Here is a 17,793-nt window from a genome sequence, read left to right as displayed (position 1 = left end):
CGGCCGGTCCGGGGCAGCGGTGTGTCTCAGCCGGTCACCGCCGGGTTTCGACGGACGTGAACCACGGGTGGACGGGTACGCCGGGCCCCCATGTGCCGGGCCGGCCGCCCGCGTCCTTGGTCACGAAGACGCTCGGCTCGGACGCGGTCACGCCGCCGCCGGCCGAACGCGCCGTGACGAACCACGCACGGGCCGTGCCCGGCGCGAGGTTCTTCCAGGTCACCGAGGCGACCTCACCGGAGTCGACCCTGTCCCTGCCGATGACGCGCACCGGGTCGTACAACGCCAGCGAGTCCGTCCGGAACGACGTGGTGCGGGTGTTGAGGTCCACCGGCAGCACCATGTTGTCCTCGGTGCCGTCGTAGCGGTGGTCCGCGTCGTACTCGGTGGCACCGAACTCGTCGAGCAGCGGCGAGTAGGTGTCCACGGTCAGCTCGGCCCGGTCGACGTCGAACTGGAGCATCCGGAAGAAGCTCGAACCGAACCGGAGCTGGTCGTCGGGCCGGTAGCCGCCCACTTCGGTGAGGCCGAGCCGGTCGGCGGACACGGTGTAGAACTGGTAGTCCGCGAGCAGTTCCACCACACCGTGGGAGACCTCGCCCACCTCGGGCCTCACATTGGTGCCCACCCCGTGCTCGTGACCGGCGAGGATCAGGAACACGTTCGGGTTGTCCTGCACCACCGTCTTGTACAGCATCGACCCGTCGGGCGCGGAGAACGGGGCGCCGCGTCCGTCGGGGCTGCTGCTCGGCGCGAGGTAGTCGTGCGAGAGCAGGATGCCGTTGCGGTCGGGGTGGCGGGCGAAGACGGAGGCGGCCCATGCGGCCTCCTCCTTCGTCACCCCGTACGACAGGCCCACCACGACGAAGTCGACACCGCCGGCGGAGAACAGGTCGTAGTGGTTCTGGTTGTCACCCGGCCGCCAGGGGCCGCCGTACTCGGCGTGCCGCCAGCCCTCGGACAGCGCCTGGTAACGGTCCGGCCCGTAGTACCGGTTGTAGAGCGCGTCCGGCCCGTTCTCGGTGCCCGACTGGTTGTCGTGGTTGCCCGCGATCACACCGTTGGGAATCCCGGCGTCGTCGAGGATCCTCTGCTGCTCGGAGGACACCTCCATCTCGCCCACGACCTGCCGCTGGGTGGCCTCGTCGGCGGGCTTGCGGATGTTGTTCTCGATGATGTCGCCGGTGTGGGCCACGTACGAGATCTTCCGCTCGTCCTTGTTGGCGGCGATCCAGCGCGTGACGTCCCCGTACGCCTTCTCCCACACCGCGCGTTCCGCGGCCGTCTCCTGCTCCACCGCGCCCTCGGAGAGGTACTGGGTGTCGGTGAAGTGGACGATCGAGAAGTCGTACGCGTCCGGGTCGGCGAACCGGTCCGGGGCACCGGCGTCGATGTCGTCGGCGAACGGGTCCTCGCCGGTCACCATGACGTGGACCTGCTGCCGGTCGACGTACGCCCGGTCGACGACCGCCGTCAGCACGGTGTCGCCCTCGGCGGCGCCCCGGGCGCTCGTCAGGACGTCCCACTGCTTCGTCGCGGTGTTCCACACGCGCAGCGCGGCGAGCCGTTCGGGGTCGATGACCCCTTCCCAGCGCAGCACCGGCGCGTCGGTACGGCCCTTCACGCGGACGTCGAACCGCTGGTAGGTGACGTCCTGGGCGGCGGGCGCGTCGAGTGTCCTGCCGTCGGCGGGGGCGAGGCCGGTGGCCTTCACCCGGCGTTCGCCCGGCACCCGCAGCGTCGTGGGGACGGAGTCCGCGGTGCCCTCGTACACCTGCCGCGGCGTGAGGATCTCGGCCTCGGAGAAGGTGGCGCTCACCTCGCCCCCGTCGGGCTCCGCCACCTCGGCCGACAGCCGGACACTGCGGCCCGCGTCGGTGGTGCCGGCCTTCGGGGTGAGGCCCGTGGGGGTGTCCGGGATGCCGGCGGAGGTGAACCTCACTTCACGGGTGCCGGCGTTGCCGAGGCTGTCGGTGCCGGACACCGACAGGGTGTGCTCACCGGCGGACAGGCCGGGACCCACGGCCGTGCCGGGCTCGACCGGCTTCCCGTCGAGCTTCACCTCGGGTCCGTCGACGACGCCGGAGGCGTCCTCCAGCCGTACGTCGAGCACGACCGACGCGGTGATCCGCCGCCCGGCGGCCGGGGTGCTGGCGGCGATCCGGGGCGCCGAGTTGTCGGTGACCAGCGTGCGCGTGGCCGTCCTGCCGGACCGGGACGTCGCGGCCAGGATGTGCTCGCCGTCGTCGACCCGCCGGGTGTCGAGGTCGGCCCGCAGACCCTGGGCGGCGCCCTCGACGAAGAACTCGAGGTCGATCTCGGCCAGCGGGTTGACGTTGTCCCCGCAGTTCCCGTCGCCGAGACCGTACGAGCCCTTGAGCATCCGCCCGGTGGCGGTGCCGCTCGCCGGGGTGAGGGTGATGCCGGAGACGGCGAAGTCGTCGCGGTTGTCCCCGCACGAGGTGGGGAACGTGCCGGCGACGAAGTCGACGGTGTTCCAGCCGGGTTCGAGCCACTCGTTGGGGAAGGTCAGGTCGACGTGCTGTCCGACGAAGTCGCTCTCCAGTACCTGCTTGCGGCCGTTCACCAGGACGTGGTTCCCGTAGCGGGCCTCGATCGAGTTGCCGCCCACGGTGAAGCCGAGGGCGGCGGTCCCGGCGCCGAGGGTGTCGCTGACGTGCACGGCCGGGGCGTCGATCGAGTAGTGCAGCTCGACCTCCCGCAGCCGGGTGTCACCGCTGCCGCAGGAACCGTCGCCCAGGGCGTAGGAGTCCGCGATGTCCCGGCCCGTGACGGTGCCGCCGCCCAGGACGAGTTCGAGGTCCGCGATGTCGAAGTCGTCGCGGTTGTCGCCGCAGCTGTCCCGGTACGCGCTGGTGACGACCTTGACGGTGTTGTCGCCGGGCACCAGATGGCGGGCCGGGATCGCGATCTCCACCCGCTGGTTCACCCAGGTGCCGCCCAGGTCGATCCGCTTGCCGTTGACCAGCAGGTGGTTGCCGTACTTGTCGTCGATCGAGTTCGAGCCGACGTCGAAGGAGAAGGTGGCCGCGCCGCTGCCGAGGTGCGCCTCGGTGACGGGCGCCGCGCCGTCCACGGTCAGCGACCCGACGCCGCCGTCGGTTCCGGCCGGGAGGCTCGCGGACACCGTCTGCCGGCCGGCCACCAGCGTGCCGTCCTCGGGCAGCAGCCGGGGCGCGCCCGCGGGCGCGTTGTTGACGGTCACGTCGTTCTCGACCGTCTTGCCCGACGTGGTGGTCGCGCCGATGACGTGCGTGCCGTTGCGGAGCTTCGTGGTGTCCAGCTCGGCGCGCAGACCGGTGGTGCCCTGCGGGTCGCCCAGGACGAAGAAGGTGAGTGCCGCCTTCGTCCGCAGGGTGGGGTTGGAGCCGCAACTGCCGTCGCCGAAGGAGTAGGTGTACTCGTTCTCCTCGCCGTCGGCCCTCTCGCCGAGCAGCTCCAGGGTGATGTCCGAGAGCACGAAGTCGTCGTGGTTGGTGCCGCACGAGCTCTCGACGGTACCGGCGACGATCTCGATCGTGTTCTCGCCCCTGACCAGGTGCCGGTTCGGTATCTCGATCGTGCCCCGTTCGTTGACGAGGTCGCCGATGTCGGCCCGGTGGTCGCCGTTGACCACGATGTGGTTGTGGTAGCGGGCCTCCGTCGAGTTCGAGCCCACGTCGAAGGTGAGCCGGGACACCCCGGCCGTCCGCTCCGCGTCGACCTCCTTCCCGTCGACCGCCAGCTTCGTCACGGAGTCACCGGCGAGCGTAGGCGTGGCCGCGATGTGCCCGGTGCCCTCCAGATAGGTCCCGTCGCGGGGGACCAGCGTCGGCAGGCTGGTCCCCTCCGCCGAACCGGCCTGCTCCGCGGGCCGCTCCGGGGCGGCCCGGGCCGCCGCCGTGTTCCCGCTCACCAGGAGCAGCGCCGCGAGCGCCACTCCCGTGAGACGCCGTGCCCCGGACCCGCCGTCCGGCCGTCTTCGCCGCTGTCCTGTCCGCATCAGCAGCCGCCCTCCCTGATCGCCGCACGATGAAGGGCACACCGGCAGGTGCGGGCATGCCCATGGCGAATCCTGGGCGGTGCGGGTGAACACGGGTGAAGCAGCCGTGGACGATCAGCGGAAGGAGGTACGCGACCCGGTCAGCGCCTGAACGCCCAGGCGGTCCTCGGCTCCACCGCCCAGCGGAAGACCCGCCGCACCGGCGGTGTGCACAGCGCCGTCACGACCACGGCGGCGACCAGGGTGACCGCGATCCCGCCGAGCGGGCGGTACAGCCAGTCCTGGTCGTACCAGCCCCAGTACTTGCTGACCTGCGCGACGAAACCGTGCAGGAGATAGCCGTACAGCGTGGCCGCGCCGAGCGCCGTGAACCAGGTCCGCCGCCCCGGCACCCAGGCGAGGAAGCAGGCGACGAGGAGCAGCGAGCAACCGAACAGGACCAGGGTCACGGCGGGGCCGTACCAGGCCGGGGCGGACAGTTCCTGCGCGCTGTCCCGGTGGTAGAGCCAGCCGGACGTCACCCGCGGGACCGCCCAGTACGCCACGGCCGACGCCACCGCGAACACCGGCACGGCCAGCATCCGCATCCGGCGGCGGCGCACCATCCGGAAGTGCTCGGGCCGCAGGACGAGACCGAGCACGAAGTACGGCAGGAACTGCAGCACGCGCTGCACGTCGAGGTCCTCGCCGAGCGACGGGGACACCGTCGCCAGCATGGCGACGACGAGCGCGACGGGAACCGGCCACCGCACGAGCTTCCACAGCGGCGTGGTGAGCCGCCACACGAACAACGCCGCCAGGAACCACGTCAGATACAGCGGCTCCAGCAGGGTGATCGGCCGGTCGGGGACACCGTCCGTCCACCGGGTGAAGAGGGTGTACGCCGTCTCGAACACGATGTACGGCAGGACGACGCCGGTGATCAGGCGCTTGACGCGCTCCGGACCGCCGTCGAAACTCCGCGAGTGGTAGCCCGCGACGACGATGAACGCGGGCATGTGGAACGCGTAGACGAGCATGTACAGCGCGCTGACGGTCCGGCTGCCGTCGCGCAGCGGTTCCCAGGCGTGCCCCACCGCGACCAGCACGATCGCCAGGTACTTGGCGTTGTCGAAGAACGCGTCACGCTGCGGCGCCTGCCGGGACGTGTCGTCCTGCTCGGCACGGGGGACGGCGGCGGCGGGGATGCTGGGCGACGACATCCCAGCCGCCTCACCCGTCCCGCGGGTGGCCAAACCTGTGAATCCGTTCGGCCGCTGACCGAGATGCTCCGGTTTCCGCCGTTCCGGCGCCGAGCAGGTCCCGGTGGCTGGACCGCGGGCTGTTCTCCTTTGCTTTTCTTTTGCCGTCCGGGAACATGGTCGCGGCCGCGTCCGTTTGACCGTACGGACCGTGACAGCGACAGAAGAGGTGGCACCAAGTGGCGATGTTCGACCGGCTCAAGGAACAGGCCAGGGCCCTCCAGCAGTCCCAGGGCTCACGGGCGGGGAGCGGGCAGCAGCACGGACACGGCTCCTCCTCGGGCGGCGGCTCCAAGGCCCAGCTGATGGGCCTGTTCAAGTCCCAGCTCGCGTCGGCCAAGGCGGAGCTCAAGAGCGGTGCCTACCGGGACGCCAGCATGGCGATGTGCGCGCTGGTCGCCGCGGCCGACGGACGCGTCGACCCGGCCGAGCGGCAGCGCGTGGAGGAACTGATCGTCTCCAACGAGGTGTTGCAGAACTTCCCGGCGGACCAGCTCCGCAAGCGGTTCAACGAGCACGTGGACCGGCTCACGGCCAACTTCGAGCTGGGCAAGGCCCGGGCGCTGGAGGACATCGCCAAGGCGGCGAAGAAGCCGGTCGAGGCCCGGGCCGTCGTCCAGACCGGCCTCGTCGTCGCCGGGGCCGACGGCAGCTTCGAGCCGGCCGAGCAGTACGCCGTGCGCGACGCCTGCTCGGCCCTCAACCTCTCACCGGCGGAGTTCGGCATCTGACGGCGGCTCGGACAGACCGGCGCCCGATGCCGGGCCGACGGTGTGACCGAGCAGGTGCAGCGGTGCCGCCGTGACCCCGGCTTCCTCCATGGCGTCCCAGTGGGCCCGCGCCACCGCCGCGTCCACCAGACCGTGCACCAGCGGCAGCCGGTCGTCCGAGGCGCGCAGCAGGGACTCGGCGCGGCAGGAGGCCAGCGTTCCCTCGATCCAGGGCTGGGCGAGGTAGCCGGCCGCCGCCGCGGCCGGGAGGTCGTCGGCGACCTCCCGGCCGGTGCTGCCGACGTGCAGCAGCCCGCCGCCCAGGACCAGGACGTCGCTCCGTTCCCGCATACGGGCGAGGGCCCGTCCGGTGTCGAAGCAGTGCGGGAAGGAGTCGTCGACCACCACGGCACCGGGCCGGAGCCGGTCGACGTCGAGCACCGCCGTCGCCCCGCTCACCGCCGTCACCAGCAGATCCGCGGCGTGCACGGCGTCCGGCAGCATCCGCTGTGCCTCGACGACCTCCACCTCGCCGGCCAGCCCGCGCTCCCTCAGCCGGCGGCCGAGCTCCCTCAGCCGCGGCCCGCTGCCGCGCACGTCGCACAGCAGCAGACGCCGGGGCGGACGGGTGGCCGACGACAGCAGCAGCTCCAGTGACGACGCACCGATCGAACCCAGCCCGGCGAACGCCACCTCCAGCTCCGCGAGATCCCGGCCGGTCGCGTCCAGCGCCGCGTGCACGGTCCTGACCACCGACACCACCGTCGCCGCGTGCCCCGTCGTCACCGCCGTCGGGTACCGCCGGTGCCGCAGCACGTCGAAGCCGTATCCGGTCAGCGACGGGATCATCCCGGCGAGGGACACGCAGCGCGCGCCCAGAGATCCGGCCAGCGACACCGCGCGAGCGGTGTGGTCCACCAGACCGGCCTCCCGCCCGAGTTCGTCGGCGAACAGCGGCACGCACACGAAACCCGACCGGCCCAGCGGTGTGCGCACCGTCTCCAGCAGCCGCGGGCCGCCGTCGGGGAACAACAGGGCGCGCACCTCGGCCCGGGGCAGCGCCGCCTCGGGCAGGCCGGCCAGCCGGGCGAGATGCTCCGGCGCCGGCAGATAGCCGACGAGAGCCGCGTCCATCGTCCCCCGCCGCTTCCTCGGCGGGGGCACCACGACCCGGCGGTTCCCGGCCGCCCGCACCAGACGGCCCCGCACCGAGCGGACGAAGCCGTCGAGCGCGGCCGGTGAGAACGCGGCGGCGCTGCCCCGGACCGTGACCCGCAGCCCGTCACCGTCCGGCCGTACCGCCATGAACAGGTCCGTCGCCGACGACGGCGGCAGGAACACGCTGTCCTCCGCCTCCCACGACACCCGCAGCGCGGCGTCGTCCCGCGGGGCCAGCGCGGCGAAGTCGAGGTGGGTGAAGAAGAACTGCGACGTCACGGGCAGACCGTCGGCGTGCCGGGGCACCACGTCCTCATGGGCGCGCGCCTCCTCCGCCTCCGCCACGATCCGGCGCAGCGCGTCACCGAACTCCCCCTCCGTGAGGGGCGCGTCGGCGGCGCCGGCCGGCCGCACGGGCACGGCGCCGGCGAACGGCCCGAAGACCCGGTGCGCGTCGGGCAGCGCACCGTCCCGGCCGCTGACCGCCAGGCCCACGACCAGATCCGGCCGGCCCGTCACCGCCGTCAGCTCCTGGTAGTAGGCGGTCAGCAGCGGGGCGTACAGCGTGGTCCGCGCGGCCGAGGCGACCTCGCGCAGGGCGGCCGTCAGTGTCGCGTCGAGCGTGAACCCGGCCGACTCGAAACGGTGGTCGCCGCCCGCGGCGGCGGTACGCAGCACCGGCGGCCGGTACGGGGCGTTCAGCCGGCCGGTCCGGGCCCGGTGCTCCGCCGTGGCCGGTGTGCCGGCGGCGGACCCGGCCACCGCCAGGGCGTGGTCGCGGAAACCGGACCGCGGCGCCGGCAGTCCGGGCGCGGCACCGCCGGCCAGCCGGTCGTACACCTCGACGAGTTCCCGTATCAGCAGCGCCGAACTGTAACCGTCACCGATGAGATGGTGCGCGTGCACCAGCAGGACGTGCTCCCGCGGCTCCAGGGTGAGCACCCGCAGGCGTGTCAACGGCCACGCCCAGGGTTCCAGACGCCGCTCCGCCTCGGTCGCGGCCCGCTCGTCCACCTCGGAGGGCCCGGCGACCGTCTCGAAGCCGACCGGCAGCCGCAGCGACCGGGGCAGCTCCTGCTGCACGGGCGGCCGGGCACCGGCGGGAAAGACGGTGCGCAGCATGGCGTGGCGCTCCACCAGCACATCCACCGCCCGCTGGAAGAGGTCCGGATCCAGCGGCCCGGACAGCCGGAGCCGCGCCAGCCACGTTCCGACGCCCGGCGAGAGCGCCTCGGCGAGGAGGAACCCGCGCTGGCCGGGAGTGACCGGGAACGGGCCCGCGTCCCGGTCACCGGCCGGAGCGGGCGCGGCGTCCGTGACGTCCCCTCCCGTGGCGCCGTCCACGGCCTCCGCCAGCGCGGCGAGGGTGCGGTGACGGTAGATCACGGTCGGCCGGGGCAGCGGCCCCGCCCGCTCCGCGAGCCGGGCGAACACCTGGAGGACCAGCAGTGAATCGCCGCCCAGTTCGAAGAAGTCGTCCTCCCGGCACACGGCACTCACCCGCAGCACCTCGCACCAGATCGCCGCCAGCCGCCGCTCGGTCGCCGTGGCCGGGGGAGTCCTCCCGTCACCGGACGGCGTGCCCGGACCGGGGTCCGCCGCCGGCAGCGCCGACCGGTCGACCTTGCCGGTTCCGGTCAGCGGCAGCGCGTCGACGAACGTGATCCGCGCCGGGACCATGTACGACGGCAGCAGCCCGGCCAGCCGCCGGCGCACCTCGCCCGCGACCGGCCGTCCGGCTCCCGCCCGGGTGGTGACGAAGGCGAGCAGCCGCCCCTCGTGCGCGAGCACCACGGCCCGCCCGACACCGGGACAGGTCTGCAGCGCCGCCTCCACCTCGCCCGGCTCCACCCGGTTCCCGCGGATCTTCACCTGGTCGTCGACCCGTCCCAGGAACTCCAGGACCCCGTCCGCCGACCGGCGCACCCGGTCCCCGCTGCGATACCAGCGCCGCCCCCCGCGCATCGTGAACGCCCGTGCGGTCAGCTCCGGTTCGCCCAGGTAGCCGGAGGTCAGGCCGGTGCCCGAGATGAGCAGTTCCCCGGCCTCGTCCGCCCCGCACACGGCCCCGTCGTCGTCGACCACCTCCAGCAGGGCACCGGCCGCGGGCCGCCCGATCGGCAGCCGCCGTACCTCGTCACCCGGGCGTGCCTCGATGATGTGGCAGGTGGCGTTGACGGTCGCCTCGGTCGGCCCGTACAGATTCGCGATGCGCGTGCCGCCTCCGAACAGGTCGAACCAGCGGCGCACATGCTCCACGGGCAGCGCCTCACCGCCGACGTGCACCCAGCGCAGCGCCGACAGGTCCACCGGCGCCGCACCCTGCCCCGCCCGTGCCTCGGCGGCCGACAGCAGCTGCTCCCACAGCGTCGGGACGGAACTCCACACGGTCACCCGCGCCCGCTCCACCCGCGCCAGCAGCAGCTCGGGGTCCCGCAGCAGATGCCTGGGCACGGTCACCACGGTGCCGCCCGCCATCAGCGGCGCGAGCAACTGGCGCACCGAGGCGTCGAAGCACGGTGACGCGGTCTGCGCGAGACGGTCCTCGGGGCCGTAGCCGAAGGTGTCGACGGCCCAGTCGAGGTAGTTCTCCATCGCCCGGTGGGTGACCGGCACCGCCTTCGGGCGTCCCGTCGACCCGGAGGTGAAGATGACGTACGCGACCGCCCCGGGGTCAGGCGCGACGGCGGCGGTACGGCCGTCGCCGTCCCACGGGCCGTCGGCCGCCACCGTCCGTACGCCGGTCAGGGACCCGGCGAGGCCCAGGGTGGGGGAGTGGCACACCACCGTGGAGGCGCCCGTACGGGTCAGCTGATCGACCAGTCTGGCCCGGGGGTGCTCAGGATCCAGCGGGACCCAGCCGGCCCCGGCCCGCAGGATGCCCACCACCCCCACCACCGTGTCCACGCCCTGCTCGGTGAGCAGCCCGACCAGGTCACCCCGACGGACGCCACGGGCGCGCAGCCGCGCCGCGAGGGCGGCGGAGGCACGGTCGAGCTCCCCGTACGCGAGGGACGCCTCCCCGGCGTCGACGGCGGTCGCGCCGGGGCGCGCGCGGAACCGGTCGAGCAGCCGGGTGACCAGGGGGAGACGTCCGTCGGGCAGCGCGGACGGCACCGGTCCGGGCGTGGGTACGAGCGCCGCCAGCTCCTTGCGGAACTCCCGGTCCAGCCGTGCCACGGTGGCCCGCTCGAACAGCGGCGCCGGGAAGTTCCACGACACGCGCAGCACCGGGCCGTCCGCCCAGCACAGCAGGGACAGCCGGGTCGTCGCCGACCCGGTGCCGGCCGCGGTCGCCCCCACCTCCACCGGACAGCCGGGGGCCGCCGCGGCCGGGAACCGGGCGAAGCTGAAGCCCGCCGGGCTCACCGCGCGGGGCCCGGCACCGGCACCGGGCAGCATCCCGGCCAGGTCCAGACTGCTCGCCCCGGTGTGCCGCTCGTTCTCCAGCCACCGGCGGCGCAACCGCTCGGCCAGCGCCACGACCGGCTCCCCGTCGTCCACCTCGCACAGCAGCGGCAGGGTGTCGGCGAGCGGACCGACGAGCCGGTCCACCCCGTCGAAGCGGTCGTCGCGGCCCGCCCTGGCCACGTTCACGGCGACGTCCCGGCGCCCCGTCCACCGCGCGAGACAGCGCACGTACGCGGCGAGGAGCAGATGGAACAGGGACACGCCGTGCGCGGCGGCGAGCCGTTCGAGACCGGCACTCGACTCCGCGTCGAACGCGCCGTGGTGCTGCACGATCGGGCCGGTCGAGGGAGCGTCGGGATCACCGTCGTAGGGCAGCCGCAGCGGCGCACCGCGCTCGGCGAGACGCTCCGCCCAGTAGCGCCGGACGGCATCCGGCACACCGGAGCGCCGTGTGCTCGCCGCGTACCGCGCGAAGTCCGGCGCCGCCGGCACCGGCTGCGGCGCGGGCTCCCCGTGCCACAGCGCGGTGTACGAGGTCCACAGTTCCTCGGCGAGGACGTTGAGGCTGTACCCGTCGACGGCCGCGTGGTGCACGACCAGCAGCAGATGGGCGAGTTCCGGCTCCTGGCGGAGCAGCACGGCGCGTACCGGCGGTTCCGCCGTCAGATCGAAGGGCCGGTTGCACACGGCGGACTCGGTGCCGGACAGGTCCTCGGCGGCGCAGTCCCGCACCTCGTACCAGTCCGCCACCGGAACCGGTGCCGCCACCCGCTGCGTCGGCCGCGTGCCCGAGGTGTCCACCCGCAGCCGCAGCATGCCGTGCCGTTCCGCCAGGTGCGCCAGCGCCCGGCCGAGGACGCCGGTGTCGAGCGGGCCGCGGACCGTCAGCCGCAGATGACCGCGCGCCGGAACGTCCGGGTGGAGCAGGCTGCTGGTGTGGAGCGCGAGCTGGACGGGCGTCAGCGCGAAGGGCTCGCCGTCCGGGCGGTCCGGGACCCGGTCGTCGAGGTGGGCGGCGAGTTCGCGCACCGTCCGGTGCTCGAAGAAGAGCGTGGTGGGCAGGGACCGCCCCAGCTTTCGCTCCAGCCGTTTGACGAGATCGACGGCGCCCAGCGAGTCCAGGCCGAGGGTCAGGAACGGCGTGTCGTCGTCGACCGCAGCCGACGGGACCTCGAGGGAGTGCGCCAGCAGTTCCCGCAGTACGGCGGCCGTACCGGAGGAGGCCGGGGTTCGCCCGCTTGTTCCGTCGGCCGTGGGCGGCGGAGCCGGGGTGACCGGGAGCGCCGGGGTGACCGGGGGTGCCGCGGGTGTCAGATCGGCGAGCACCAGCTGTGCCACGCCCGTGCCGCAGGCCGATCGCAGGGCCGCCAGTGCGGGCGCCGTCGCCAGCGGCCGGCCCGCGGCGGTCGCGAGGCCGCCGACGCCCCCGGCGGCGAGACCCGTTCCGCCGAACGGCCCGAGGTTCACCGACAGCCACGGGCGGCCCGCCCGCCGCTCGGCCCCGGCGAAGGAGTCGAGGAAGGCGTTGGCCGCCGCGTACGCGCCCAGGGCGCCGGCCAGGCCGGGCAGCACCGACGACACCGACGAGAACGCGACACGGACCCCCGGGCGCTGCCCGTGCCGGTCCAGCGCCTCGGCCAGCAGGACGGTGCCGAGCGTCTTCGCGCCCAGCGCGTCGACCGTCTCCCGTACGTCCGTTCCGCGCAGACTGCCGGGCCGGGCGACCCCGGCCGCGTGGAAGACGGCGTCCAGCGGGGGGAGGCCGGCGACGAGCCGTTCGACGTCGTCGGGGACGGTGAGGTCGGCCGTGACGTAGCGGGCGTCGGCGCCGAGAGCGGTGAGTTCTTCCAGGAGGCCCCGGGGTGGGTGGGGGGAGCGTCCTGCCAGTACGAGGACGGGGCGGGCCCGGTCCGCGAGGTGCCGGGCCAGCGCGGAGCCGATGCCTCCGGCGCCGCCCGTGATCAGGAACGTGCCGTTGGCGGGCAGGGGGGCCTCGTCGGCCGTTTCCCTCTCGGCGCGTGGCACGACTACGCGTGTCGAACGTTGCCCGGCCCGCCAGGCGACGGCTCCTTCCGCCTGCGGCGCCGACGCCTCGGTGAGCAGTGCTTGCAGGTGTTGCTCCTCGTCGTCGAGGGAGGAGAGGTCGATCCAGTTCGCGATCACCCCCGACTCCTCGGGGACGGCCAGGGCGAGTCCGCCGAGGACGGCCTGGGCGGGGTTCGGGTGTTCCGGGCCGTGGCCCGTGACGTGCGCGTCCTGGGTCACCACCAGCAGGCGGCGGGCGCCGGTGCGGTCCAGCAGCGCGAGCGCTTCGTGCAGCGCGGTGACCGCCTGGTGCTGGTGCTGTTCCAGGTCCGGCACCGTTCGGGGTCGGGCCGTGTCGGCGAGCAGGATCACGGTTTCCGGGGTTTCGGCGCCAGCCGCCCCCCGGGCGGCGAGCCGACCTGCCAGCCGGCGTACCGCTGTCGGGTCCGCACCGGTCACTGTGACGGCGGGGTGCGTCGGAGTGGGCCGGGGGCGGGGTCGCGCGGCTCGGAGCTCGCGAGGTGCCTCCCCCGCTCCCGGCTCCGCTCGAGCGGAGGGACCCCCGTCGTCCGCCCTCCCCCACGCCCGGCTCCGCTCGAGCGGGGGGACCCCCGTCGCCCCAGCGGCACGACTGCCCGCGGTGGGCGTGTTCTGCCACACGACGTCGTGCAGCAAGCCCTGCGTCGTGGGTTCGGGCCAGTACCTGCGTCGCCGGTACGGGTAGGGCGGGAGCGGTATCCGGCGGCAGTCCTCGTCGAGGGCCGTACGGTCCACCGGTACGCCTCGGGTCCACAGGCGGGCCACGGTCTCCAGCAACTCCCGTGCCCCACCCGCCGCTCCGACCGCGGACACCACGAAGGCATCGGTGGCGGGCGCTACCGTCCGGGTCGGGCCGAGGTCCACGAACGTGTCGTAGCCCTCCTCCACCAGGCGCGCCACCGCTCGGTCGAACCGCACCGGACGCAGGGCGTGTTCGCGTAGGTGGTCCGGGGGCATCGGGGGCTGCCATGCGGCGGTGAGCGTGCTCATCACCGGTGTCGTGGGTGCCGTCGGGGTCAGTTCGCGGGCCGCGTCCGACAGGGCCTGGGCGACCGGCTCCATCAGTGGGGAGTGGAAGGCGCGCGACACCCGCAACGGGCGGACCGCCGCGCCCTGTTCGGTGAGCCGTCGCGACGCCTCGCGGACCGCGTCGGGGGTGCCGGAGATCACCAGCCGCTCCGGTCCGTTGTACGCCGCGACCGCCAGTTCGCCCCCGGAGGCGTCCACCAGGGCAGCCACCTCCCGTTCCCCGGCGCCCAGTACGGCGGCCATGGCGCCCGGCGCGGTCGACCCGCCCATGAGCCGGCCCCGTTCCGCCGCGAACGTGACCGCCTCGCGCAGGGACAGCGTCCCGCCCACGCAGGCGGCGGCGAGTTCGCCGACGCTGTGTCCGACGACCGCGTCGGGCCGTACGCCCCAGGCGGTCAGTTGCCGGGCGAGGGCGACACCGTGCGCGACCAGCAGCGGCTGCGCCACCTCCGTCGCGGCCAGGTCGTCCTCGGTCACGTCGGTGTCGACGCACCAGTCCGTCAGCTCCCGCCCGCACACCCTCCCGACGACCGCCGACGCCTCGTCGAGCGTGGCGCGGTACACCGGCGCCGTGCCGTACAGCGCCGCGCCCGGCCCCGGCCGCAGACCGCCCTGACCGGGCAGGACGAAGACGGTCCGGGGCCGGTGCGTCACCGTCCCGGTGATCGCGCCCTGCCGTGTCGTGCACGCCGCGGTGAGCCGTTCCTGCAGGTCGCCGTCGGCGACGACCGCGAGACGGTGGGGCCGCTCGTCCCGTGCCGTACCGGCCGTCGCGCAGACGTCGGCCTCGTCGAGCTCCGGGTGCTCGCGCAGATGCTCCGCGAGCCGCGACGCCCACGCCTCCAGCCCCTCCGCGCTGCCCGCCGAGAGAGTCAGCAGACGAGGGCCGCCGCCCACCCGGCGCGCGGTGCGCGCCGGCGCGGGCGGGGCCTCCTCCAGGACGGCGTGCGCGTTGGTGCCGCCGAAGCCGAAGGCGTTGACGCCCGCCCTGCGCGGTCCGTCCGACTCCCAGTCGGTCTCCCCGGTGACGAGGGCGAACCCGGACCGTTCCACCGCGGGGGAGGGCGGGGTGTGGTGCAGCGAGGCGGGCAGCCGGCCGTGGCCGAGAGCCAGGACGACCTTCACCAGCGAGGGCAGCGCCGCCGCGTTCAGCAGATGCCCGATGTTGGTCTTCACCGAGCCGAGCAGCCGGGGCCGGCCGTCCGGACGGGGCGGGAAGGCGTGCGCCAGGGACCGCAGTTCGATCGGGTCGCCGACGGCCGTGCCCGTGCCGTGCGCCTCGACGTAGGTCACCGACGCCGGGTCGACGCCGCAGTCCTCGTACGCCCGGGTGATCACCTCCCGCTGGCGCAGCGGATTGGGCGCCATCAGGCTCAGCGACGTACCGTCGTTGTTGACGGCGGTGCCGCGGACGACGGCGAGCACCGTGTCGTCGTCACGGTGGGCCTCCGCCGGCCGCCGTACGACGAGGGCCGCCCCGCCCTCGCCCGGTACGAACCCGTCGGCCGCCGAGCCGAAGGCGCGGCTGCGCCCGGTCGGCGACAGGGCCTGTGCCGCCTCCAGAGAGCGGTGCGCGGCCGGGGTCAGATGCAGGTTGACGCCGCCGACGACCGCGAGGTCGCACTCGCCGTCCGCGAGGCTGCGCCGGGCCAGGTGCAGGGCCACCAGGCCCGAGGAGCAGGCGGTGTCCACGGCCAGCGCCGGGCCGTCCAGGTCGAGACAGTGCGCCACGCGGGCGGCGACGAGGTTCGGGAGGTTGCCGGTCAGGGCGGACTCGGCCGGTGGTGCGGCACCGGGGGCGGCGTCGGCGAGGATCTGCCGGTAGCCGCTGTCGCCGACGGCGGCGAAGACGCCGATCCGCAGACCGCGGCGGCGCGGCCCGGCGTATCCGGCGCGTTCCAGCGCCTCGTGGGCGAGTTCGAGGAAGATCCGTGCCTGCGGGTCGAGCGCGCGCGCCTCCTCGGCACCGATCCCGAAGTGCCCGGCGTCGAAGGCGGCGGGGTCGTCCAGGAAGGCACCCCACCGTCCGTCCGCCGCCCCGGCCGTGCCCCAGCGGCCCGCGGGCACCTCCGTCACCGCGTCGCGGCCGGCGGTGAGCAGCTCCCAGAACTCCTCCGGCGTACCGGCGCCGGGGAACCGGCAGGCCAGCCCCACCACGGCGGTCTCCGGGCTCCGGGACGACGTACCGCCCCCGATCTCCCGCCGCCCGGAGGCCTGTTGTCCCGTCGCGGCCAGGAGGTGGTCGGTGAGGGCGGCCACCGTGTCGTCGCGCATCACGGCCGGCCCGAGCGTCATGTCCAGCGCCCGTTCCAGCTCGGCGAGCGCCTCCATCGCCTTGAGCGAGCCGCCGCCCAGCTCGGCGAACCGGTCCCGGTCCCCGAACGACGGCTCCGGTATGCCCAGAACCTTCGCCCAGACCTCCCGCACCACGCCCCGCACCTCCGCCCGGGAGCGGGGCACCGGCGCCGGATCCCCGGACGACCGCGGCGGCTCCTGGCTCGTCGGGGCCGCCCCGGAGGCGGCCGTGGGCCGGTACGCCCCCTCCTCGAACCGCGACCGCATCCGCCGCCTCTGCACCTTGCCGCTGGTCGTGCGCGGGAAGGCGGACGGCGGCAGCGCGAACACCCGCACGTCGTCGTGGCCCAGCGCCTCCCGCACCCGCCCCGCGACCCGGTCCAGCACCCCGGCCGCCGAACGCGGCGGCCGGGCCCAGGCCACGAACACCACCACCCGCTCCCCGCCGGCCACCGGGTCGGTCGACCCGACCACCACCACCGTCGTCCCGGACGGCACCCCGGCCGTGGCCGCCGCGACCTCCTCCATGTCCGGGGCGTGGAACGTACGGCCGTTGACGAAGAGCACGTCCTTGTGCCGGCCGCTGACACACAACCGGCCGTCCCGCAGGAAACCGAGGTCACCGGTGCGCAGCCAGCCGTCGGCGAAGGCGGCCGCCGTCGCCTCCGGCAGACCGTGGTACCCACGGGCGACCTGCGGACCACGTACCTCGACATGCCCCACCCGCCGGTCGCCCAGCGGACGGCCGCGGTCGTCGGTGACACGGACCGAGCACCCCGGCACCGGCAGCCCCACGTCCATCAACTCCACGGCGTCACCGCCCGGTTCCCGCTCCACCGCCCGCCCGCGGCTGAGCGCGGCACGCTCCAGGGCGACGGGCACGGCGACCTCGCCCGGCGGCGGGAACGCGACGGCCAGGGTCGCCTCGGCCAGTCCGTACACGGGCGTCGCCGCCCTGGGGTCGAGCCCGGACGGCCGGGTCCGGGCGGCGAAGTCCCGCCACACCGTCGCCGAGATCGGCTCGGCGCCCACCAGGAGCAGCCGCACCGTGCTCAGCTCGAGCCCGGCGAACACCTCCTCGGGGACCCGGCGGACGGTCAGCGCCAGGGCGAAGTTCGCGGCGGACAGCAGGGTGGCCCGGTGCGCGGCGGCCACCTCGAACCACAGCCGCGGGTTCTTCGCGAACGACAGCGGGGCGATCCTCACCTGCTTGGCCCGCGCGGCGAGCGGCGCCAGATGGGTGCCGATGAGCCCCATGTCGTGGAAGTACGGCATCCAGCCGACCACCACGTCCCGGTCGGTGAGCGCGGCGGCCTCGACCAGCTGGCGGAGGTTGGCCAGCACGGCGGCGTGGGTCAGCTCCACACCCTTGGGCGCCCCGGTGCTGCCGGAGGAGAACTGCAGGAACGCCAGGTCGTCCGGGGCGGCGGTGGCGGGCGACTCGACGGCGCAGGACGTCCGCAGCTCCTCCAGCCGCAGGACCCGGGCGCCGTCCGGGAGCCGGCCGGCCACGTCCGCGCAGGCCTCGTCCACCGCGACCGGGGGACGCCCGAGGTGCTCCCACACGGGGCGGACCCGCCGCACGTCGGGCGCCAGCGGCACCGGCACCAGACCGGCAGCGAGCGCGCCCCAGAACAGGGGCTGGAAGTCCTCACCGCGGTCCGCGACCACCGGCACACAGGTGCCCGGCACGACTCCCGCGTCACGGTAACCGCCCGCGACCCGCAAGGAGTCCTCCAGCAGCCGCCGGAAGGTGACGGGCGTCTCCCCGCCGTCTCCCCGGACATGGACGACCACCTGGTCGGGGGCACGGCGGGCGGCGTCCAGCAGGACGTCCAGCAGCGTTACGGCGTTCATGTGTCCGTTCGTTCATGCGTGGGTG

General features: G+C 74.4%; 4 protein-coding genes. 1 reads left to right on the top strand and 3 read right to left on the bottom strand.

The annotated features are described in order from the left end of the window. Positions 1-34 precede the first annotated feature (34 nt). Positions 35-4,003 carry a metallophosphoesterase gene (locus ACFV5H_RS04955; RefSeq protein ID WP_385192867.1) on the bottom strand — a complete coding sequence of 1,323 codons (3,969 nt, stop codon included), beginning with the start codon at positions 4,001-4,003 and terminating at the stop codon, positions 35-37. Positions 4,004-4,143: 140 nt separating this feature from the next. Further along, positions 4,144-5,205: an acyltransferase family protein gene (locus tag ACFV5H_RS04950; RefSeq protein ID WP_385192864.1), complete on the bottom strand. Its 1,062-nt coding sequence runs from the start codon at positions 5,203-5,205 to the stop codon at positions 4,144-4,146. A gap of 218 nt (positions 5,206-5,423) precedes the next feature. Between ACFV5H_RS04950 and ACFV5H_RS04945 the strand changes: the two genes are divergently transcribed. Further along, positions 5,424-5,975, top strand: a complete 552-nt coding sequence (locus ACFV5H_RS04945) for a tellurite resistance TerB family protein (protein WP_385049612.1) — start codon at positions 5,424-5,426, stop codon at positions 5,973-5,975. Here the strand turns inward: ACFV5H_RS04945 and ACFV5H_RS04940 are convergent. Further along, positions 5,952-17,768, bottom strand: a complete 11,817-nt coding sequence (locus tag ACFV5H_RS04940; protein ID WP_385192862.1) for an amino acid adenylation domain-containing protein — start codon at positions 17,766-17,768, stop codon at positions 5,952-5,954. The two genes, ACFV5H_RS04945 and ACFV5H_RS04940, sit on opposite strands and share 24 nt — an antisense overlap. Positions 17,769-17,793 lie beyond the last annotated feature (25 nt).

The sequence above is a fragment of the Streptomyces sp. NPDC059787 genome (assembly GCF_042732315.1).
Lineage (GTDB): Bacteria > Actinomycetota > Actinomycetes > Streptomycetales > Streptomycetaceae > Streptomyces > Streptomyces atrovirens.
Note: the sequence above shows the minus strand (reverse complement) of the source record. Positions and strands in the feature narration are given on the sequence as shown.